This is a genomic window from Enterobacter cloacae complex sp. 385G4 (assembly GCF_057320665.1).
Genome location: NZ_JBXWDD010000002.1, coordinates 345,761 through 366,487, shown reverse-complemented (window position 1 = coordinate 366,487; position 20,727 = coordinate 345,761). Strand labels below are relative to the sequence as shown.

Sequence of the window (20,727 nt, the reverse complement as noted above, 5' to 3'; positions counted from 1 at the left end):
TACACTTGTTAGTTGTTTAGAACATTAACCCGAATATTTTCAAGGTGAGCGTGACGTCTGACGACGACCTCCGCTTCTTTCATTTTCGACCAGTTGGCAATAATACTTTTTGCCTTTGCTTCATCGGTCATATCGACAGAGTTGACTTTCACAGCCACGTCGCCTTTTTCCAGCCCGGAATGGCTGAAGAACGCTGAGGCATTCCTTGGATTGATGTTGTAGCCTTCCAGTTGGCCTTTTTCGATTACCGGTTTTAACACCAGATAATCATCCAGATGCACGCTTTCCGCGCCTGCATCTTTCGTCGATTTGGTTACCGGGCCGCTATCAACGCCGCCCTTAAAATAGTCAGGCTTATTTAACGCCAGTACCTGCGTAGCACCTTCGTAATTAACCACCACATTGTCTTTGTTAATTTCCTGAATAAAAGCATCGTTAAAACCGGTCAGCGGCTCGCCTTCACGATAGCTGCGCTGGCCTGCCGGGGTTTTAATCACCGCAAAGGAGAGCCAGGCATCGTCACTGCTGACAATTCCTTCAATTTCCGCTGCCAGCGGGGCTTTCGCGGCAGCCGGTAAGTTATCCTGACGCACCGCAGCCGTGAACAGAGTAAATGTCTTTTCTTCACGACGATTTTTCAGCGGCTGTTCATCAGACTTAGCCAACTTATTCGTAACTTTTTTATAATCTTTAAACGTCAGATAGCCTTGCTGGCCGCAAAAAATTAACAGCACAAACATAATACAAGGCGTTATCCACCGTGACAGAAATGAGAACCTCATTTTTCATCTGGCCTTTAGCAAAGCGGAAATAAGCAGCGTCGGGCTGCGCCAATATGTGTGAAAAATAGTAATTAACTGCCGTAAATACGACCATCGACTTCGCCATTAACTTTAATAAAAAAAACTATTGACCAAATAAAATCGGGATGTTAGGTCATTGCAACTGGATATTTTTACCCTGTGCGCAAATTGACCACCCTGTGGCGTTGCTTTACTTTCTCGTCCTGTTGCTATTCCTAATCAGAGACGGTAAGTCGTTATGTATCAGAGCCACTTTAAATTTAAACAACCGCCATTCAGAACAATCACGGGTTTCTCCGGCGATTTTCTGGTGCCTTATCATCAGGACGTATTCAACCTGCTGAAAGAGAAAAGCCAGGTGGCGGGAATTATCGGGCTCTTTTGCAACGACGCATCGCTGCTGGGCCACTTCAGCGATGCGCTGAAGGCCAGCCTTCCTGGCGCCATTGCCATCAACGCGTTTCCTAAGCTGAGTGCCAGTAGCCTGCTGTACAAGCTCAACCCAGGAACGAAAGAGAGCAAGAGCCGCATTCAGGCGGTGGATGCCGTGCTGCATCAGTGGCAGGGCGGAAAAAACCGCAGCAAAACCCTGGTCATCCGTCACGCGGAAGCGATGAAGGAGACCTGCCGTGAGGTGCTGGGGATGTTGCTTACGCGTGCTCAGGAGCTGGAGTTCCGTCTGTCCATCGTGCTGATGGGCAGCGCGGATCAGGAAGCCGCCCTCTTACACCCATCTGAACTTAGCGAATATGCCCATACCCGTCATACATTGCGTCCCCTGACCTGCCGGGAATTTCTCAGCTATGTGCAGGCGCAGTGTGAAGAACACGGGTGCGAGAATTCGCCGCTAACCCCGGCGCGCGTGCGCAAGATGCACGAGCTGACCAAAGGCAACATCAGCAAACTGAATGAACTGGCGCACCTGTCAATGCTCGCGGCCTGGACCGAACGTGCAGCGCAGGTCAGCCCGCGTCATTTACGCCTGGCGGCAGGCGAGATCCTCCCGGCGAAAAAACACGGTAAGCGCCTGGCGACCGTGGGATTGTTCGCCTCGGTTCTGTTCGCCGCCTGCGGATGGTATTTAACCGCCTCAATCAATGCAAAACTGCCGATTCAGCTTCCCGTACCGGCGAGCTGGAAACAGCAGAAGTCAAAAGCCGACGCGCCTGTCGTGCCGGTTATCGACAATGAAATGGTTAATCAGCCGGATGCGATGCACCAGCTGTACCTGATGTGGGGGTATGACGCCTCCGCGGATGATGCGCTGTGTCAGAACGCCGGGAAGGTCAATCTGATGTGTAAACAGGGCAACGCGTCACCGGATACGCTGGCACAGGAGGGTTATCCGTGGGTCAGTGAACTCAAAACCGGTAACCACCTTAACTACGCTGTTGTCGCCCGCGTAGGCGATGACTCGATGGATCTGCTGATGAATAACCGCACCTGGCAGGTGAGCCGCAGCTGGTTTAACCAGCATGCCACCGGTAACTTTACCCAGCTGCATCGCCTGACGCCGGAAGGCAAAGATGCCATCAGCGCCGCCAGCGATGCGAAAGACATGGGCTGGCTGGATCAGGCGCTGAGTCTGGCTCTTGGCCAGCCTGAAACCCATGCTCAGACCTGGACGGCTGAGATGATGAAACGCACCCGCGAGTTCCAGCAAAAAATGCATCTGCATGTGGATGGTATTCCAGGGGAAGATACGCTGATGCAGTTAATGCGTGAAACCCATACCACGCCGAGCGTGTTGATTCAGGCCACGCATGCCACACCGGACGCCAACACGCAGGAGAAGCATTCCTAATGTCTACCATCTGTCTTGCGGCTCAGCGCAGCTATACCACCGGAGAGGCGATCTGGTTTTCGTACCGCCTCCCCAGCCTGAGAAAAATTTGCGGTCATACCTTTTTATGGGTATTGGGTTTGTGCGCCCTGGTCATGGCAGGGCTGTACGCGCATATTTACTGGAATTTGCGCCACCCGGCCCCTGAACCGGTAAAAGCGAGCGTCGCTAAACCGGAAACGCAGCTTTCCGATATGCATTATGTGTACGTGAGTAAACCGTTCCCGCATCCGCATCCTAAACCGGCGCCGGTACGGGAAGAGATGCCGCCCATGCAGGATCTGCCGATAAGCACAGATGATGCTGACTGGCAGCAGGCCCCTGACAGCACCGTGCCGCAGGATGCCGGGCACGATACCTCGCGTGATACCCTGCCGGGTACCGAGGCGCACGAAAACGCCACCGCGTCGTCGGGAAGTGAAGATGCTTCGTTAGCCGAATTGTTTAAGCAGGCGTTAAAAGAACAAGAGCAGGATTATTCTCAAGGCAAAATTCCCGCGCCGCCGGTTGACGAAACGCAGGATCAATCGCAAAGCAGTTTGTTGCATAACGATCACGTCCAGTCTCCTTTGAGTAAAAAAGGAGACCGGCTGGAGTAGTTAATATTTTTCAGGCAGCGTGGTGAGGTTAAGCAGACGACCTTTCTCCACCACAATATATTGACCTTTTTTCAGGTCGGAGAGGATTTTAATAATGGTACTGCGGGCCAGGTTGGTATATTCCTGAATATAGTCATAGATATTAATATCGCGCTGTTGGTGAACAATCAGCTCATTAATTTCGTAGAGGAATTCGCGGACCACAGAATAGGCGCTACGGGCGACCAGAACATCATCGCGTTTGCTCAGCAGGCAGATGTACCAGGAGAGCACTTTGGTCAATTCAGGCCACAGATTTTTCTCGGTCATAAGCTGCGCGAAGGCCTCTTTTTTGATGCTGCGTACCACGGTGTTTGCGCGGACCAGGCCGTACATATGGGCTGACTGATAGAAAATAGCGGAGAGGCCAAACACGCACTGTCCGGTGACGGTAAACATGCAGAGTTCGTCTGATTCACGACGGAATTCGACTTCGCCGCTGACGATAATATGAATATACTGAGAGTCAGCCGTGGAAATTTTCTGCCATTTCTTTAAGGTTTTCTCTTCAAAACCTTCAGTGGCAGAAATAATGGCTTCCATTTCAGGTTGTGGACGTAATTTTTTACCGTAAATGCTTAACATTGTTATACCCATTTAAGATTAGATTTATTAGACATAGCATGGCCGCGGTATTAAAACCGAAAAACCAACAATCTTTTCCTGATGAAAGGCTCAAGGAGAAAATAAGAATGCCTGCCGCCAGCAATATTTTTTTATTTACTTAGCAAGCTATGTGTCTATCTTAAATCCGGATAATTTTAAGTCAATTTACTAAAAATGAATTGAGTTTGTACTTAAGATTAATCTCAAGCACAAATAAGGGGAAAACGCGCATTCGGGCGCAAACCGAAGGTTTACCGTTGCCCGTATTTCTCTAAAAGGGCTTCTGCAATGGCCATCGTTTCCACATCCGCGACGCCGTTCCATACCTGCGGGCGATAGTGCATCTGGAAGGCGGTGATAACGCGTTGCTGCTGCTGATCCGTGGCGTTGTCCGGCACCTCATAGCCATAGCGCATCAGCAGGTCGAGCAGGGCTGCACGATCTACCTCCTGATAGCGCGGACGACCATTGATATAGAAGTTCACGCGCCCGGCATCGGGCCAGGCCCCAATCCCCTGCTTCGCCAGCGCCTGCCAGGGAAACAGCGGGCCGGGATCGTCCTTACGCTGGGGCGCGATATCAGCATGCGCCACCACGTTCTGCGGTTTAATGTCGTACCGGGCGATAATGTCTTTCGCAAGCGGGATAAGCGCCGCGATTTGCGCAGGCTCAAACGGCGCGAAAACTTTCACACCGTCGCGCTTCTGCCAGCCGCGGTTCTCCAGCTCAATGCCGACAGACGTGTCGTTGATGCGGTTGGTGCCGCGCCAGAAGCTGATGCCCGCATGCCAGGCCAGCTCGCTCTCCGGCACCAGCTGCCAGATGCGCGGCTTCCCGTCCGGCGTCGGCGGTTTTGCGGGGATGAGATAGTGGGAGCTGACGTTTTTGTCCGTCAGCGTGGCCAGCGAGGTGTCGAAGTCGTCGGCGGTGTAGTGGATCACCAGCACCTTTATGCGCGGGTAGGCCGCCTGCGCCTGATGGCGGGTATCCAGCTCGTAGGCACCTTTATCAACAATGCCTTTTTCCTGGACGCATCCTGCCAGCAACATCGCCAGCAGGAGCGTTGAAAGCGAGCGCTTCATCGACGGGTTTTCACCGCCGTGCCGCTTACGCTCACCATCAGCATGCTCGAATCTTTGCCGACGGTTTCATAATCAATATCGATTCCTACAACGGCATCTGCACCCAGCGCTTTGGCCTGCTCGCCCAGCTCCTTAAACGCAATTTCGCGCGCTTTACGCAGCTCTTTTTCGTACGCGCCAGAGCGTCCACCGACGATGTCACGAATCCCGGCAAAGAAATCCCGGAAAATGTTCGCGCCCAGAATCGCTTCGCCGGTGACCACGCCGCAATACTCGGTAATGGTCTGTCCTTCCAGGGTTGGCGTTGTTGAAAACTGCATACTTTCTCTCCTTCTTTAGCGTTCAATGCGTTAGCAACAGCATTATCGGTTCGTTACGCTATGATTGAAAGGATAGTTAATAAATAAGGAAATCAACATGCGCTACTCTGCTTTAACACTTTTAGTGCCCTGTGCGCTGGTGCTCAGCGCCTGTACTACCACGGTCACGCCAGCCTTTAAGGATATAGGTACCCGCAGCGGCCCCTGCATAGACGGCGGCCCGGATACCGTGGCGCAACAGTTCTATGATTACCGCATTCAGCATCGCGGAAATGATCTCACCGCCCTGCGCCCGTACCTGAGCGATAATCTTGCAAAACTGCTTAACGACGCCACCCGCGATCCACAGCATAACGCCCTGCTGAAATCCGATCCGTTCTCCAGCCGCACCACGCTGCCGGACAGCGCCGAGGTGGCCAGCGCGTCAACCATCCCGAACACCGATGCGCGGAACATTCCGCTGCGCGTGAAGCTGACCCAGGGAACCCAAACCTGGCAGGACGAAGTGCTGATGATCCGTGAAGGCCAGTGCTGGGCGGTGGACGATGTGCGCTATATCGGCGGCAGCGTTCATGCCCCGGCCGGCACGCTGCGCCAGTCAATTGAGAACCGCTAGATCATTAGTGATAAAAATGTTACCCCCGTAAAATGTCCGGCATTTCACGCGGAATGCCGACATTTATACTCGCCGACCTTGCCATTCGCTATTTTGTGCTATGTTTAAGAGGAAATACGGGTTATATTTAACTTTTAACGCAGAAATATTGCATAACTATTCTGTCAACGGTACTATCTGCGGCCTCAATTGCTATAGATTGCCTGGATGAGTAAAGACTGCCCCGATGAGTATTAAACTAAACGGCATTAACTGCTTCTACGGCGCACACCAGGCGCTGTTTGACATCACGCTGAACTGCCCGGAAGGCGAAACGCTGGTTTTGCTTGGCCCAAGCGGTGCAGGCAAAAGCTCCCTTCTGCGCGTCCTTAATCTGCTTGAAATGCCCCGTTCCGGTACGCTGGCTATCGCCGGTAACCATTTTGATTTCGCGAAAACCCCGTCAGATAAAGCTATACGCGAACTGCGTCAAAACGTCGGCATGGTCTTCCAGCAATACAATCTCTGGCCGCACCTGACGGTGCTGCAAAACCTGATTGAAGCCCCGTGCCGCGTGCTGGGGTTAAGCAAAGATCAGGCCATCACGCGTGCTGAAAAGCTGCTGGAGCGTCTGCGCCTTAAGCCCTACAGCGACCGCTATCCGCTGCACCTCTCTGGGGGTCAGCAGCAGCGCGTGGCGATTGCCCGCGCGCTGATGATGGAGCCCGCGGTACTGCTGTTTGATGAGCCGACCGCGGCGCTGGACCCGGAAATCACCGCCCAGATCGTCAGCATCATTCGCGAGCTGGCGGAAACCAATATTACGCAGGTCATTGTTACCCACGAAGTGGAAGTGGCGCGTAAAACCGCCAGCCGTGTGGTCTACATGGAAAACGGGTATATCGTTGAGCAAGGTGACGCGAGCTGCTTCGCGAACCCGCAAACCGATGCCTTCAAAAACTATTTATCTCATTGATTGTGTCAGGGGAAATATAATGAAAAAAGTATTACTTGCCGTGCTGCTTGCTGGCGTTACCCTTTCCGCTACCGCAGCCCAGACCATTCGTTTCGCCACGGAAGCCTCCTACCCTCCGTTTGAGTCCATCGATGCGAACAACAAAATTGTTGGCTTCGACGTAGACCTGGCAAACGCCCTGTGTAAAGAGATCGACGCAACCTGTACCTTCAGCAATCAGGCGTTCGACAGCCTGATCCCAAGCCTGAAGTTCCGCCGTATTGACGCCGTCATGGCCGGTATGGACATCACTCCTGAGCGTGAAAAGCAGGTGCTGTTCACCACCCCTTACTACGACAACTCCGCCCTGTTTATTGGTCAGAAAGGTAAATTCACCTCTGTCGATCAGCTGAAAGGTAAGAAAGTCGGCGTGCAGAACGGCACCACGCACCAGAAGTTCATCATGGATAAACATCCGGAAATCACCACCGTTCCGTACGACAGCTACCAGAACGCGAAGCTGGATCTGCAGAATGGCCGTATCGACGGCGTATTTGGTGATACCGCTGTCGTGACCGAGTGGCTGAAAGCCAACGACAAACTGGCGCCAGTGGGCGACAAAGTGACCGATAAAGATTACTTCGGTACCGGTCTGGGGATTGCCGTTCGTCAGGGCAACACCGAGCTGCAGCAGAAATTCAACGCTGCGCTGGAAAAAGTGAAGAAAGACGGCACCTACGAAACCATCTACAAAAAATGGTTCCAGAAGTAATTCCTGATGAATGAAATTTTTCCTTTAGCAAGCGCCGCCGGGATGACCGTCGGCCTTGCCGTTTGCGCACTGATTATCGGCCTGGTGCTGGCGATGTTCTTTGCGGTGTGGGAATCAGCAAAATGGTTCCCCGTCGCCTGGGCGGGCTCCGCGCTGGTCACCGTACTGCGTGGGCTACCGGAAATTCTGGTGGTCCTGTTCATCTATTTCGGCTCCTCACAGCTGCTGCTCACGCTGTCGGACGGCTTCACCCTCAATCTTGGCTTTGCGCAGATACCGGTGCAGATGCAGATTGACAACTTTGACGTCAGCCCGTTCCTCTGCGGCGTGATTGCCCTCTCCCTGCTCTACTCCGCGTACGCGTCGCAAACCCTGCGCGGTGCGCTGAAAGCGGTACCTCAGGGGCAGTGGGAATCCGGTCAGGCGCTGGGCATGTCGAAAGCAGCGATCTTCTTCCGTCTGGTGATGCCGCAGATGTGGCGCCACGCCCTGCCGGGCCTGGGTAACCAGTGGCTGGTATTGCTGAAAGATACCGCGCTGGTGAGCCTGATCAGCGTGAACGATTTGATGCTGCAAACCAAAAGCATCGCCACCCGTACTCAGGAGCCATTTACCTGGTACATCGTGGCGGCGGCTATCTACCTGGTAATCACGCTGCTCAGTCAGTACATCCTCAAGCGTATTGACCTGCGTGCGACGCGCTTTGAACGGAGACCAGGCTGATGCTTGAATATTTCCCGGAGTTGATGAAAGGGCTGCACACCAGCCTGACGCTGACCGTGGCGTCCATCATTGTGGCGCTGATCCTGGCGCTCATCTTCACCATCATCCTGACGCTGAAAACGCCGGTGCTGGTGTGGATCGTGCGCGGCTACATCACCCTGTTTACCGGTACGCCGCTGCTGGTGCAGATCTTCCTGATATACTACGGTCCGGGCCAGTTCCCGTCACTGCAGGCGTATCCGGTTATCTGGCACCTGCTCTCTGAGCCGTGGCTCTGCGCTCTGATTGCCCTTTCGCTGAACAGCGCGGCCTATACCACCCAGCTGTTTTACGGGGCGATCCGTGCCATCCCGGAAGGACAATGGCAGTCCTGCGGGGCGCTGGGCATGAGCAAAAAAGACACGCTGGCGATCCTGCTGCCGTACGCCTTCAAGCGCGCTCTCTCCTCTTACTCCAACGAAGTGGTGCTGGTGTTTAAGAGTACTTCTCTGGCCTACACCATCACCCTGATGGAAGTGATGGGTCACGGGCAGCTGCTGTACGGGCGCACCTATGACGTGATGGTGTTCGGTGCAGCCGGCGTGGTCTATCTGGTGGTGAACGGTCTGCTGACGCTGATGATGCGACTGATTGAGCGTAAAGCGTTAGCGTTTGAGCGCAGAAATTAACCACGCGAGTGCATAAAACGTAATTACCAGAGCGGATAACCCGATGGCTTATCCGCTTTTTTTTATACCACACACAATATTTAATCATATTTATTGCATATAAATTCATTAACTGGCATTGTACATCCATGCCGCAGACACGGCGCATAATGACAAGATAGACAGACGGGAGCATTACAATGAAAAAGTTAGTTCTGGCCGCACTACTCGCCACCTTCGCCGCTGGCGCATCCGCTGCTGATAAAATCAATTTTGGCGTTTCGGCCACCTATCCGCCGTTTGAATCGCTGGACGCCAGCAATCAGATCGTCGGTTTCGATATCGACCTGGCGAAAGCCCTGTGCAAGCAGATGCAGGCCGACTGCACCTTTACCAACCATGCCTTCGACAGCCTGATCCCGTCGCTGAAATTCAAGAAATATGATGCGGTGATCTCCGGGATGGACATCACGCCGGAGCGCAGCAAGCAGGTCGCGTTCACCGACCCGTACTACGCCAACTCGGCGGTGGTGATTGCGAAGAAAGGGGCTTATAAGTCCTTTGACGAGCTGAAAGGCAAACGCATCGGGATGGAAAATGGCACCACACACCAGAAATACCTGCAGGACAAACATCCTGAAGTGAAAACCGTGGCCTATGACAGCTACCAGAACGCGATTATCGACCTGAAAAATGGCCGTATCGACGGCGTCTTCGGCGACACCGCCGTGGTAAACGAATGGCTGAAAACCAACCCGCAGCTGGGTACGGCGACCGAGAAAGTGACCGACCCACAGTACTTCGGTACAGGCCTCGGCATCGCGGTACGCCCGGATAACAAAGCCCTGCTGGAAAAACTGAACGGCGCGCTGAAGGCGATTAAAGCAGACGGCACGTACCAGAAAATCAGCGAGCAGTGGTTCCCGCAGTAATCTCTTTTTGCCGGGTGGTCTGGCCTACGGGGGTGGTCTGTAGGCCGGGTAAGCGCAGCGCCACCCGGCAATTTCTCACAGCGGCACAAAGAACCTGAACCGCGCCCCGCTCACGGACTCCATCAGCCTGATCCCGCCGCCGTGCAGCTCCAGCATTCGCTTAACGATTAACAGCCCTAACCCCCCGCGGTTCTCCCGCGATGCCTGGGTATTCAGCGCCGAAGGCCGCTGGAACAGATCGTCGCGCAGCGAGGCATCCACGCCCGTTCCGGAGTCTGCCACTTCGACCTGAAGCCGTTCATTCTCCTGCCAGACCGCCAGACGAATTTCCCCGCCAGTGGGCGTATGACGCATCGCGTTATCGAGCAGGTTGGTCACCACGCGCTCGATCATCGACACATCGGCATTGACCAGCGGCAAGGGGCCCGGCACGTCAATATGCAGATTCACCTCGCGCGTGCGGGCGGTAAGCTCAAACTTCTGCGCCACGTCGGAAATCAGCTCTCCCATCGCGAAACGCTCGCGCTGCGGCTTAATGCCGCCGTGCTCAAGGCGCGCCAGCTCGAAAAGCTGCTGGGAAAGATGTCGTACCTTTTGTCCCTGACGCAGCGCGGTGGCGAGATACTGCTGGTGCTCCTGCGGCGTCAGGGTGGCGGATTTGAGCGACAGGGTTTCAAGATAGCCCAGCAGCGAGGTCAGCGGCGTGCGAAGATCGTGCGAAATGTTGGCGATAAACTCCCGGCGCTGGCGATCGCTGTCGGCCAGCTGGTCCCACTGGCGGGTAATTTTCCGCGCCAGCTCGATGAAACTGTTGCGCAGGAGCGCCACTTCGTCATTGGCTGCGGCATCCGGCGACTGTGCTGCGAGCAACCTGATTGCGCTAATGCTGTCCTGCTCCAGGCCGGTGACCTCTTCCGTCAGGCGCTTAACCGGACGCGTTACCCAGTACCAGACCAGCAGACCCGCCAGCAGGCCAAACAGCGCGACCCACAGCAATGACCAGAGCACCGTGCTCCAGAGCGCCTTATGCCAGGCCATTTCCGCCAGCGCGTTCGACTCCTCGCCCTGCAAAATGATGTACAGGTAGCCCTTAAGCTCGCCGTCCTGCCGCAGCGGCGTGGCGCTGAACACTTTTTTATTTTGACTGCGCGGGTCGTCGCCCAGTACCGGTATGGCGGTACCGCTCAGGAAGGTCTGAACCGGTGCCAGGTCGATTTTTTGCCGCTGAATATGGCCCGGCGGTGCGGCATCGGCCAGGATTTCGCCGTCCGGCGAGATAACGTACAGTTCAACGCTCGGGTTGAAGGTCATCAGCCGGTCGAACAGCGGCTTCAGCGCGGTGCGGTCAACCCTGCCCTGCGCGTCCAGAATCGGTTCCCGCTGGACGATCTGCTGCGCCAGGCCGCCCGACAACCGCTGCACCATCGCGTTGCCGTACTGCATACTGCTGTAGAGCTGTACCGCGCAGGCGACGGTAGCGCAGAGCATCATCAGCAGGACAAACAGCAGCGTCAGGCGCTGGCTCAGGCTAAAGCGGCGCATCATGGTTTGGCTCCGCAAATTTGTAACCCTTGCCCCAGACGGTGCGAATTATCTCCGGCTCGGCGGCGTCCTTCTCAATCTTGATGCGCAGGCGGTTGATATGGGTGTTGACGGTGTGCTCGTAGCCTTCGTGCTGATAGCCCCACACCTGCTCCAGCAGCGCCAGACGGGAAAACACCTCGCCGGGATGGCGGGCGAAGAAGTACAGCAGTTCGAATTCGCGCGGGGTGAGATCCACCACCTGGCCGTGAAGCAGCACGCTGCGCGCCAGGGGATCGATGGTCAGTCCGTGCGCCTGAATTTGCCCGTCAGCCTGCGCCTGCCCCATCGCCTGCTGGCGGCGGAACAGCGCTTTGATGCGGGCAATCAGTTCCTGCACTGAAAAGGGTTTTGCCAGATAATCATCGGCGCCGGTTTCCAGCCCGGTGATGCGGTCGGTTTCGCTGCTGCGGGCGCTGATGATGATCACCGGCAGGTAGCGGGTCATCTGGCGGATGCGGCGGCAGATCTCCAGGCCGTCAACGTTGGGCAGCATCAGGTCGAGGATCACCGCATCCCACGGCTGTTTTTCAAGGCGCTGCAGGGCGTTGCCCCCGTCGGGCTCGTGGGTGATGGCGTAGCCTTCGTCTTCTAAGTTGAGCCGCAGAAGCGCCGCGATATCGTGGTCGTCTTCCACCAGCAGGATCTGCTTCATGGGTAAGCCTTTATTCATCTCTTATGACGTAAGCTTACCTGATTTTATGGGCGGGCAGAGTTCACATTTTGTTTAAGATTTCACGAGCAACGTCAGGACTTCATAATGCGCGGTATGCGGGAACATATCGAAAAGCTGCACGCGTGCAATGCGATAGCCCGGCAGTTGAGCGATGTCTTTCGCCATGGTCTGTGCGTTACAGCTTGAATAGACGATGTATTCCGGCGCCATCTGGCTCAGGTAGTCGCACAGGGATTTGCCAATCCCACGACGCGGCGGATTAACCAGCACCAGCTCCGGCACGTTGCCCTGCCCGGTCGCGAACTGCGTGGAGTCCAGCGCCTGAAAGTGCACATTGGTTAACCCCAACTCGGCGGCGGACTGCTTTGCGCAGGCAATCGCTTCGGCGGAGATCTCAATGCCGATGAGCTGCATCTCAGGCGTGGCGCAGTGCAGGCCAAAACCGCCCACGCCGCAGAACAGGTCCCACATATGATGGATGTTTAACGCGCGCACCCAGTCGCGTGCGGTGGCGTACAGGCTGCTTGCCACGGTCGGGTTGGTCTGGAAGAAGCTTTGCGGGCGGATCCACAGCGGTACGCCGTTGAAGCTCTCCGCCAGCGCGTGCTGGTCGGTGAAGAAAACCTCTTTCTCCCCTTCCATGATCGCCATATGCACCGGCTGAATGTTTGCGGTAATCACCTTTAACTGAGGAAGCTGTTCCTGCAGCCACGGCAGGGCCGCGCGCAGCTGCTCAAGCTTAGTTTCAGAGCGCAGCACGAAGCGCAGCATCATGCCGCCGTCGATCTGGCTTTCGGTCAGCAGAAGGTATTTCAGCTCGCCGCGCTTGCGGGCCACGTTATAAGGCGTTAACCCTGCCCGGGCAATAAACGGCTTGAGTGCGGCAAAGACCGGTGCAAAGGAGTCGGGATACAGCGGGCAGTCGGTTAAGTCTTCCGGCGTGCCGTCGCGGTGCAGCATCCCCAGCAGCGGTTTTTCAACGCTGCCGCTGACCACCATTTTGGCTTTGTTGCGAAAGCCCTGCTCCGGGCCGCTGACGGGTGCGCACCACTCGCCCACCGCGTGCGCTGCCAGCAGCTGTTGCAGGTCGGCCATTTTGGCGGTGAGTTGTTGAGAAACCGGTTGTTCTATCCACTGACAGGAGCGGCAGCGTCCGGCGTCATAGAGTGCGCACTGCATATGAAAACCTTAAGGAAAACGAGGGCTGCGATTATACACATTATTGCAGTCGGAAGAACCGTCGACTGGACGCCGGAACGAAAAGCAGGCAGAGCACCAGCATATCCGGCAGTTTTTGCATGACCAGCGCATGGAAAATCTCACGTCGCGACTCACCCGGAATGCTGAACAGCTCAGGATAGCCATAGCCCAGCGAGGCGGCCCACAGATAGCTTGCGGCGGTCACCTGGGTGAGCAGATAGACCCAGCGCGCCCAGTTTCGCCCTTTGACCAGCGAAAACGCGCAGTAGATCTCGATAAACACCAGCACCAGGCTGCTTAAAAAGACCAGCGTCAGATTCCACGTCTGCACGCTGCGGTGAATGAATTCCCCGATGCCGCGCACGCCCAGCGTATTCAAAATCATCAGCACGTCCAAGCAGCGGATCATAATAATGGCGAGCGCCGCCACCTGAACCAGCGCAGGAACGTTAGGACGAGCGTGCGTAATACGTGATTTTTTTACTAATCCCAATGTTTTACTTCCCTGAAAAACAGTGCCGCGTCATGCGCGGCACATCACCGGAAATATTAAATCCTTCAGCCGCGTCTTGCACGCTGGATATCGCGCACGCGCTGTTTTTCCGCGCGCGCCATCAAATACCAGGCGATAAATCCGACAATTCCGACCACGCCGAGGATGATAGAGGCCAGAGCATTGATCTCCGGGTTCACCCCCATGCGCACGCTGGAGAAGACCAGCATCGGCAGCGTCGTCGCGCCCGGCCCTGAGACAAAGCTGGCAATAACCAGATCGTCGAGGGAGAGCGTGAACGCCAGCAGCCAGCCGGAGATCACCGCCGGCATAATCATTGGCAGGGTAATGATGAAAAAGACCTTTAGTGGCGTGGCGCCGAGATCCATCGCCGCCTCTTCAATGGAGCGGTCCAGCTCGCGCAGGCGCGAGGAGATCACCACCGCCACATACGCGGTACAGAAGGTGACGTGCGCCAGCCAGATGGTGAGCATGCCGCGATCCGCTGGCCAGCCGATGGCGTGCGCCAAGGCCACGAACAGCAGCAGCAGCGACAGGCCGGTAATGACGTCCGGCATCACCAGCGGGGCAGTGATCATAAAGGCGAAACCGTTTGAGCCGCGAAAACGCCCGAAGCGCACCATCACCAGCGCGGCGATGGTGCCCAGAACGCAGGCCATCGTGGCCGCCAGCGCGGCAATGGTCAGGCTCAGCCCCACCGCGCTCATCATTGCGTCGTCGTGGAACAGCTCACTGTACCAGCGCGTCGACCAGCCCGCCCAGACCGTCACCAGCTTAGAGCTGTTAAACGAGTAGATCACCAGCATCAGCATCGGCGCATACAGGAAGGTGAAGCCGATAAAGAGGATCAGAATGCGCCACGGGGAGCGTACTACCGGTAAGTTGTTCATCCGCGATCTCCCATCTGTTTCTGCTGATGCTTATGGAACCACATGATCGGGACGATCAGCAGCAGGAGCATGATAATCGCCACCGCCGACGCCACCGGCCAGTCGCGGTTATTGAAGAACTCCTGCCACAGCACGCGGCCAATCATGATGCTGTCCGGCCCGCCGAGCAGTTCCGGGATCACAAACTCTCCGACCGCCGGAATAAACACCAGCATCGACCCGGCAATGATTCCGCCTTTGGTCAGCGGGACAATCACGCTGAAGAAAGTCTTCAGCGGACGCGCGCCGAGATCGAGCGAGGCTTCCACCAGCGAGTAGTCAATCCGCGTCAGGGCGGTGTAAATCGGCAGCACCATAAACGGCAGATAGGCATACACAATGCCGATATAGACCGCAAGGTTGGTGTGCAGGATGGTCAGCGGCTGATCGATGACCCCAAGCCACATCAGAAAATTATTCAGCACCCCGTTGTTTTTCAGGATCCCCATCCACGCGTAAACGCGTATCAGAAACGATGTCCACGACGGCAGGATCACCAGCAGCAGCAGGATGTTGCGCGTTGACGGCTTGCTGTGCGCCACGGCCCACGCCAGCGGGTAGCCCATTACCAGACAGCAGAGCGTCGAGATCGCCGCCACCTGCAGAGACTGCAGATAGGCTTCGAAATAGAGCGGATCCTCGGTGAGCTGGAGGAAGTTGCCCAGATTCAGCGTCAGCGTCAGCTGCCCGTCGGCCCACTCCCACAGATCGGTATATGGCGGGATCGCCCGCGCCATCTCCGCCAGGCTGATCTTAAAGACGATCAGGAAAGGCAGCAGGAACAGCAGGATCAGCCACACGTAAGGCATGGCGATTACCAGCTTGCGCCCGTGGTTCATCTTAAGGCGCGTCAGCCAGTGGGCAAAGCCGCCCGGTTTTTTGACGCGGGCTGGAGGTTCAAGTGTGCTCATGATCGCTCCTTATACCGTCAGCACGACGCAGCTGTCCGCGTCCCAGCACAGGCGCACTTCGTCGCCCCAGGTCGGCTGCCCCTTGCGGTAGCGATGTTCGTTCTGTAGCTGCGCGCTGAGCATCTGTCCGCTTTTCAGGCGCACGTGGTAAATGGAGAGATCGCCCAGATAGGCAATGTGCACCACTTCCCCGACGGCAAAGTTATAGCCATCGGCAGGCGGATCGTCACAGAGCATGATCTTCTCCGGGCGCAGCGCCACGTAGACCGGCACGTTATCCACCACCGAGCTGTCAGGATCGACCTTAAGCGGATGCTGCAGCCCCGGTGATTCGATGACCAGACCATCCTCCTGACGATCCTTCAGCAGCCCTTCAAAAACGTTGACCGATCCGATGAACTCCGCGCTGTAGCGGGTGGTCGGATGCTCGTAAATCTCTTCCGGCTCGCCAATCTGCACGAACTTCCCGCGGTTCATGATCGCGATACGCCCGGCCATGGTCATGGCCTCTTCCTGGTCATGGGTGACCATCACGCAGGTCACCCCCACGCGCTCGAGGATATCGACCACTTCGAGCTGCATACGGTCGCGCAGCTTTTTGTCCAGCGCGCCCATCGGCTCGTCGAGCAGCAGCAGTTTCGGGCGTTTCGCCAGGCTTCTCGCCAGCGCCACGCGCTGACGCTGACCGCCGGAAAGCTGGTGCGGCTTACGCTTCGCGAACTCCTGCATATGCACCAGGCTCAGCATTTCGGCCACGCGCGCGGTGATTTCGGCTTTCGGCAGCTTGTCCTGCTTCAGGCCAAAGGCGATGTTTTGCTCCACCGTCATGTGCGGAAACAGCGCGTAGGACTGGAACATCATGTTAATCGGGCGCTGATACGGCGGCACGCTGGAGAGATCCACGCCATCGAGCATAATTTGCCCGGCGGTAGGCTGTTCAAAACCGGCCAGCATACGCAGCAGGGTCGATTTACCGCAGCCCGATGCGCCCAGTAGCGCGAATATTTCGCCTTTATAGATAGTCAGGCTGACGTCGTCCACGGCATGCTGGCCATCGAAAGATTTGGTGAGGTTACGAATTTCAAGAAGCGGGGTCAGCGCTTTACGGACTTTCGCCTGCGGGCGGGGGATCGCGTCATTCACGGGGTGCTCTCCGGTAGAGATCAAATCATGGTGCAGGCGCACCAGAACGGTGCGCCTGTTGCCGGGGGCGCTAACGCTTGCCCGGCCTACGACTCACGGTAACTTATTTACCGCTCTTCACCTTGGTCCACGCGCGGGTACGTACGCGGTCAATTTTTGGATCCTGAACCTTCAGGGTGAACAGCTTGGCGAACACGTCCGCTGGCGGATAGATAGCCGGGTTATTACGGATTTCTTCGCTCACCAGCGGCACGGAGGCCTTGTTACCATTGGCGTAGTAAACGTGGTCGCTGATGTGGGCGATCACCTCAGGACGCATCAGGTAGTTGAGGAACTGATACGCTTCGTCTTTGTTTTTGGCGTCAGCCGGCATCGCAAAGACGTCGAAGAAGGCCAGCGCCCCCTCTTTCGGAATGAAGTAGGAGACGTTCACGCCGTTTTTCGCCTCTTTCGCGCGGTTTGCCGCCTGCCATACGTCCCCTGCCCAGCCAATCGCGACGCAGATGTCGCCGTTCGCCAGGTCGTTAATGTACTGGGAAGAGTGGAAGTAACGAATGTTTGGACGGAGCTTCAGCAGCAGATCGGTCGCCGGGCCGGTGTAATCATCGGCTTTATTGCTGTTCGGGTCTTTGCCCAGGTAGTTCAGCACGGTGGCGAAAATCTCTTCCGGCGCATCGAGGAAGGAGACGCCGCAGCTTTTCAGCTTCTCAAGGTTTTCCGGCTTCAGCACCACGTCCCAGCTGTCCAGCTTAACGTCCGGGCCCAGCGCGGCTTTGACTTTATCCACGTTGTAGCCGATACCGGTGGTCGCCCACAGGTAAGGCATGGCGTATTTGTTGTCCGGGTCGTGCTTCGCCACCAGCTTCAGCACTTCCGGATCGAGGTTTTTCCAGTTCGATAACTTGCTCTTGTCCAGCGGCTGGAAGACGCCCGCCGTCAGCTGACGTTCCAGGAAGCTTGCGGAAGGTACGACCAGGTCAAAACCGGTGCTGCCTGCCATCAGCTTTCCTTCCAGCACTTCGTTGGAATCGAAAACGTCATAGACCACTTTAATGCCGGTCTCTTTTTCAAAATTAGCGACCGTGTCCGGCGCAATATAGTCAGACCAGTTGTATACGTGCAGCGTTTTTTGTTCCGCAGCGAGCGTGCCGGCAGAGACGGCCATCAGAGCACCCGCAACCAGACCCGATAACCATTTTTTATTCAAGGCGATCATAGTGTTATTCCTTCTGAAAGCTCGTTAACAAACGAACTAAACTGTGCAATCTGGATATATGCAAAAATCATGCATAGTTTGTCGCTCTGCTCAAAATAAAAAGAAACCTCTTTACCCGGCAGGATCCGCTCGCTTTTTTAAGCATCGCAAGAATAACTGTAGCCCGTGTCTCCGGCTATAGCCCAGACGAAAAAACGCCTTTTATCAATTTTTTATGCAGGTTAAGTCTACGTGATAAGCCGAAACGGCCTTCAGGGAGGTGAATAATTCTTTAAAGAAAGGTTAAAGGCAGCAGAAAAAATGGCCTTCTGCAGCCGCTATGGCAGCGACTGCGCAAAAGTCAGACAGGCTTAGTGAAGAAAATTGGGAGATGCATCATTATTCTCAGCATCGTCTTCCGCGCTATACAGCAGATGATGTGCATTGGCTTCCATCATAACCATGGAAATTTGCTCTTCGCTCAGGCGCATAAACCAGGCGAACTGCTTGAACGACAGCCCCGCCCCGGAGAATAAAGACTGGCAAACGACCAGTTTTGGCAGATTATCGTCCTGTATATCGAGAAATGCTTTCACCGTCAAAGAACTGGCGTTGATAGCCGAGAGATCGGAAGCCAGCGCCAGCAGCGCAGAAGGCTTCACTTCGGCCAGCGCGGAAAAAAGGATCACGTCGTTAATCAGATCGATTTTGGCATCGAAAATGCCGTCGAAATTCTGCATATGAGGCAGATGCAGCGCCTGGCAGGAATCACATTCGAAGAAGGTGATCCCAGCATCATCAAGCCATTGACGTAACGTATCCAGTGTAGGTACGACCTGTAAATCCATCGCTGTGCAGCCTCTTTAGTAAAAACTTCGCATAGGGTACTCAAAAAGCGCCCGGTAATCCATTTAACCGCCCGTTTTCAGACAGTAACCCGGCGTGGCATGACGCTCGATCCATGAGATCATTTTACCCGCAATATCGACCCCTGTGGTTTTTTCCACACCTTCCAGCCCCGGGGAGGCGTTCACCTCCATCACCAGCGGCCCGCGCGTCGCCCGAAGAAGGTCCACGCCCGCTACGTCCAGCCCCAGGGTTTGCGCCGCTTTCACGGCTATTTCCCGTTCGCGTTCGCTAATTTCGGCTACCCGCGCGACGCCGCCGCGGTGAAGGTTAGAGCGGAAGTCGCCCTCTTTGGCCTGGCGCTCGATGGCCGCCACGACCTCGTTCCCCACCACGAAACAGCGAATGTCGCGCCCTTTCGCCTCTTCAATGTACTCCTGCACCAGAATGTGCGCATTCAGCCCGCGAAAGGCGTCGATCACGCTCTCCGCCGCCTGACGCGTTTCCGCTAACACCACGCCAATGCCCTGCGTGCCTTCCACCAGCTTGATCACTAAAGGCGCGCCGCCCACCATATCGATGAGATCGCTGGTGTCGTCCGGTGAATGGGCAATGCCCGTGACGGGAAGATCGATCCCCTGTCGGGCGAGCAGCTGCAGGGAGCGCAGCTTGTCGCGGGCGCGGGAAATGGCGACGGATTCGTTGAGCGGATAGCTGCCCAGCATCTCGAACTGGCGCAGCGCGGCCGTGCCGTAGTAGGTAATCTGGGAGCCGATGCGGGGGATCACCGCATCAAAGTGCGGCAGCTTGCGGCCTTTGTAGTGAATCGACGAGGCGGCGGGGTCGATGTTCATATAGCAGGACATCGGGTCGAGGATCTCAACCTGATGCCCGCGTTTCGCCGCCGCTTCTCGCAGGCGCTTACATGAATAGAGCGTTCCGTCCCGGGACAATATGGCAATTTTCACCCTGCACCTCTCTGAAGACATGGAAAAAGCCTGCATATCATATATGCAGGCAGGCGCAGGAGGAATGGACTATCGCGTTGCCCAGCCCTGCTTGTGCAGATACTCAAGAATAAACGGGCGGTTTTCTTTGATGATGGTGCGGCGAATATGATCCGTCCAGGTGTCGCGACGGTTATTGCTGCCGCGCGTCATGTAGTAGTTCGCCAGCTCTTCGTCGTATTGATTCAGTACATCCTGATCGACCGGCTGGTAATGGTTTTCATGCACCAGCATCGCGGCAGGAATGCGCGGCTTGAGATCCGGGTTGTCCGCCGGCCAGCCGAGGCAGAGGCCAAACAGCGGCAGCACGTGTTTTGGCAGCTTCAGCAGGTCGGTCACGCTTTGAATGTTGTTACGCAGCCCGCCGATATAGACACCCCCTAACCCCAGCGATTCCGCGGCCGTAAAGGCGTTTTGCGCCATCAGCGCGGTATCCACCACGCCCAGCAGCAGCTGTTCGGCCAGCCCAAGTTCCGCCTCAGGGCAGATCTGCAGGTGGCGGTTAAAGTCGGCGCAGAACACCCAGAACTCGGCTGCCTGAGCCACATGCTTCTGCCCGCCGGTGAGCGTCACCAGCTGTTCACGCATGGCTTTATCGGTAATGCGGATAATCGAGCTGCACTGCAAAAAGCTGGAGCTGGAGGTGGCTCTTGCGCTGTCGATAATCGCATTACGCTGCGCCTCGGTAATCGGCTCATCGGTAAAGTGGCGAATGGAGCGGTGGGACTGGAGCAGGTCTATGGTTGGCGTCATCTTGTCTCTCTTTAGTCTTGCTTAATACGTATGGCAGCCAGTATAGGCAATGATGT

Annotated in this window: 23 protein-coding genes; 8 read left to right on the top strand and 15 right to left on the bottom strand. The window is 56.0% G+C overall.

The window, feature by feature from the left end:
- Positions 1-8: 8 nt before the first annotated feature.
- The gene (gene gspC / locus AC2FAJ_RS09625; protein WP_041910664.1) at positions 9-740 is read right to left on the bottom strand and encodes a type II secretion system protein GspC; all 732 of its coding nucleotides are present in this window, start codon (positions 738-740) and stop codon (positions 9-11) included.
- 301 nt (positions 741-1,041) lie between these two features.
- On the opposite strand from gspC, the gene AC2FAJ_RS09620 reads away from it, so the two are divergent.
- Both AC2FAJ_RS09620 and AC2FAJ_RS09615 read left to right on the top strand, forming a co-directional pair.
- A complete protein-coding gene (locus tag AC2FAJ_RS09620; RefSeq protein WP_163332982.1) occupies positions 1,042-2,607 on the top strand; it encodes an ExeA family protein in 1,566 nt (521 codons plus the stop codon).
- Positions 2,607-3,245, top strand: coding sequence for a hypothetical protein (locus AC2FAJ_RS09615; RefSeq protein WP_193359217.1), 639 nt, complete (start codon positions 2,607-2,609; stop codon positions 3,243-3,245). The genes AC2FAJ_RS09620 and AC2FAJ_RS09615 overlap by 1 nt, the downstream gene beginning before the upstream one ends.
- Here the strand turns inward: AC2FAJ_RS09615 and AC2FAJ_RS09610 are convergent, their stop codons facing one another.
- The 3 genes from AC2FAJ_RS09610 to AC2FAJ_RS09600 form a co-directional block, all read right to left on the bottom strand.
- Entirely contained in the window at positions 3,246-3,869 is a 624-nt protein-coding gene (locus AC2FAJ_RS09610) for a helix-turn-helix domain-containing protein (protein ID WP_028012518.1), read from the bottom strand.
- 272 nt (positions 3,870-4,141) lie between these two features.
- Complete coding sequence (locus AC2FAJ_RS09605; protein ID WP_060572691.1) at positions 4,142-4,972, bottom strand: N-acetylmuramoyl-L-alanine amidase; 831 nt, start codon at positions 4,970-4,972, stop codon at positions 4,142-4,144.
- Positions 4,969-5,292 (bottom strand): heavy metal-binding domain-containing protein, encoded by a 324-nt coding sequence (locus AC2FAJ_RS09600; protein ID WP_028012516.1) that lies wholly within the window; start codon positions 5,290-5,292, stop codon positions 4,969-4,971. The genes AC2FAJ_RS09605 and AC2FAJ_RS09600 overlap by 4 nt, the downstream gene beginning before the upstream one ends.
- A 97-nt stretch (positions 5,293-5,389) precedes the next feature.
- On the opposite strand from AC2FAJ_RS09600, the gene AC2FAJ_RS09595 reads away from it, so the two are divergent.
- The 6 genes from AC2FAJ_RS09595 (at position 5,390) to artJ (ending at position 9,916) form a co-directional block, all read left to right on the top strand.
- A complete protein-coding gene (locus AC2FAJ_RS09595; RefSeq protein ID WP_028012515.1) occupies positions 5,390-5,908 on the top strand; it encodes a lipoprotein in 519 nt (172 codons plus the stop codon).
- Between the two features lie 226 nt (positions 5,909-6,134).
- The gene (gene artP / locus AC2FAJ_RS09590) at positions 6,135-6,863 is read left to right on the top strand and encodes an arginine ABC transporter ATP-binding protein ArtP (protein WP_021240921.1); all 729 of its coding nucleotides are present in this window, start codon (positions 6,135-6,137) and stop codon (positions 6,861-6,863) included.
- Positions 6,864-6,882: 19 nt separating this feature from the next.
- On the top strand, positions 6,883-7,614 hold the full coding sequence (gene artI, locus AC2FAJ_RS09585) for an arginine ABC transporter substrate-binding protein ArtI (protein ID WP_008500032.1): 732 nt from the start codon (positions 6,883-6,885) through the stop codon (positions 7,612-7,614).
- 6 nt (positions 7,615-7,620) lie between these two features.
- A complete protein-coding gene (gene artQ / locus AC2FAJ_RS09580; protein WP_041910669.1) occupies positions 7,621-8,337 on the top strand; it encodes an arginine ABC transporter permease ArtQ in 717 nt (238 codons plus the stop codon).
- Positions 8,337-9,005 (top strand): arginine ABC transporter permease ArtM, encoded by a 669-nt coding sequence (gene artM, locus AC2FAJ_RS09575; protein WP_028012513.1) that lies wholly within the window; start codon positions 8,337-8,339, stop codon positions 9,003-9,005. The genes artQ and artM overlap by 1 nt, the downstream gene beginning before the upstream one ends.
- Before the next feature lie 179 nt (positions 9,006-9,184).
- A complete protein-coding gene (artJ, locus tag AC2FAJ_RS09570) occupies positions 9,185-9,916 on the top strand; it encodes an arginine ABC transporter substrate-binding protein ArtJ (protein WP_015571008.1) in 732 nt (243 codons plus the stop codon).
- Positions 9,917-9,991: 75 nt separating this feature from the next.
- Here artJ and AC2FAJ_RS09565 read toward each other — a convergent pair whose 3' ends face one another.
- From AC2FAJ_RS09565 to nfsA, 11 genes are all read right to left on the bottom strand, one after another.
- Positions 9,992-11,461: a sensor histidine kinase gene (locus tag AC2FAJ_RS09565; RefSeq protein WP_153656155.1), complete on the bottom strand. Its 1,470-nt coding sequence runs from the start codon at positions 11,459-11,461 to the stop codon at positions 9,992-9,994.
- A complete protein-coding gene (locus AC2FAJ_RS09560; protein ID WP_041912037.1) occupies positions 11,445-12,152 on the bottom strand; it encodes a response regulator transcription factor in 708 nt (235 codons plus the stop codon). Before AC2FAJ_RS09560 ends, AC2FAJ_RS09565 begins: the two co-directional genes overlap by 17 nt.
- Positions 12,153-12,224: 72 nt before the next feature.
- Positions 12,225-13,352: a 23S rRNA (uracil(747)-C(5))-methyltransferase RlmC gene (gene rlmC / locus AC2FAJ_RS09555; protein WP_485454079.1), complete on the bottom strand. Its 1,128-nt coding sequence runs from the start codon at positions 13,350-13,352 to the stop codon at positions 12,225-12,227.
- Between the two features lie 40 nt (positions 13,353-13,392).
- Positions 13,393-13,866, bottom strand: a complete 474-nt coding sequence (locus AC2FAJ_RS09550; protein ID WP_028012509.1) for a YbjO family protein — start codon at positions 13,864-13,866, stop codon at positions 13,393-13,395.
- Between the two features lie 65 nt (positions 13,867-13,931).
- Positions 13,932-14,777, bottom strand: coding sequence for a putrescine ABC transporter permease PotI (gene potI, locus AC2FAJ_RS09545; protein WP_485454078.1), 846 nt, complete (start codon positions 14,775-14,777; stop codon positions 13,932-13,934).
- Entirely contained in the window at positions 14,774-15,727 is a 954-nt protein-coding gene (gene potH, locus AC2FAJ_RS09540; protein WP_041910674.1) for a putrescine ABC transporter permease PotH, read from the bottom strand. Before potH ends, potI begins: the two co-directional genes overlap by 4 nt.
- Positions 15,728-15,736: 9 nt before the next feature.
- Positions 15,737-16,870, bottom strand: a complete 1,134-nt coding sequence (potG, locus tag AC2FAJ_RS09535; RefSeq protein ID WP_045630953.1) for a putrescine ABC transporter ATP-binding subunit PotG — start codon at positions 16,868-16,870, stop codon at positions 15,737-15,739.
- 103 nt (positions 16,871-16,973) lie between these two features.
- Positions 16,974-18,086, bottom strand: coding sequence for a spermidine/putrescine ABC transporter substrate-binding protein PotF (gene potF, locus AC2FAJ_RS09530; protein ID WP_485454077.1), 1,113 nt, complete (start codon positions 18,084-18,086; stop codon positions 16,974-16,976).
- Positions 18,087-18,436: 350 nt separating this feature from the next.
- Positions 18,437-18,913 carry a YbjN domain-containing protein gene (locus AC2FAJ_RS09525; RefSeq protein ID WP_003858385.1) on the bottom strand — a complete coding sequence of 159 codons (477 nt, stop codon included), beginning with the start codon at positions 18,911-18,913 and terminating at the stop codon, positions 18,437-18,439.
- A 63-nt stretch (positions 18,914-18,976) separates the two neighbouring features.
- Positions 18,977-19,879 (bottom strand): 30S ribosomal protein S6--L-glutamate ligase, encoded by a 903-nt coding sequence (gene rimK / locus AC2FAJ_RS09520; RefSeq protein ID WP_248112935.1) that lies wholly within the window; start codon positions 19,877-19,879, stop codon positions 18,977-18,979.
- Between the two features lie 69 nt (positions 19,880-19,948).
- Positions 19,949-20,671, bottom strand: a complete 723-nt coding sequence (nfsA, locus tag AC2FAJ_RS09515) for a nitroreductase NfsA (RefSeq protein WP_028012503.1) — start codon at positions 20,669-20,671, stop codon at positions 19,949-19,951.
- Between the last annotated feature and the right edge of the window lie 56 nt (positions 20,672-20,727).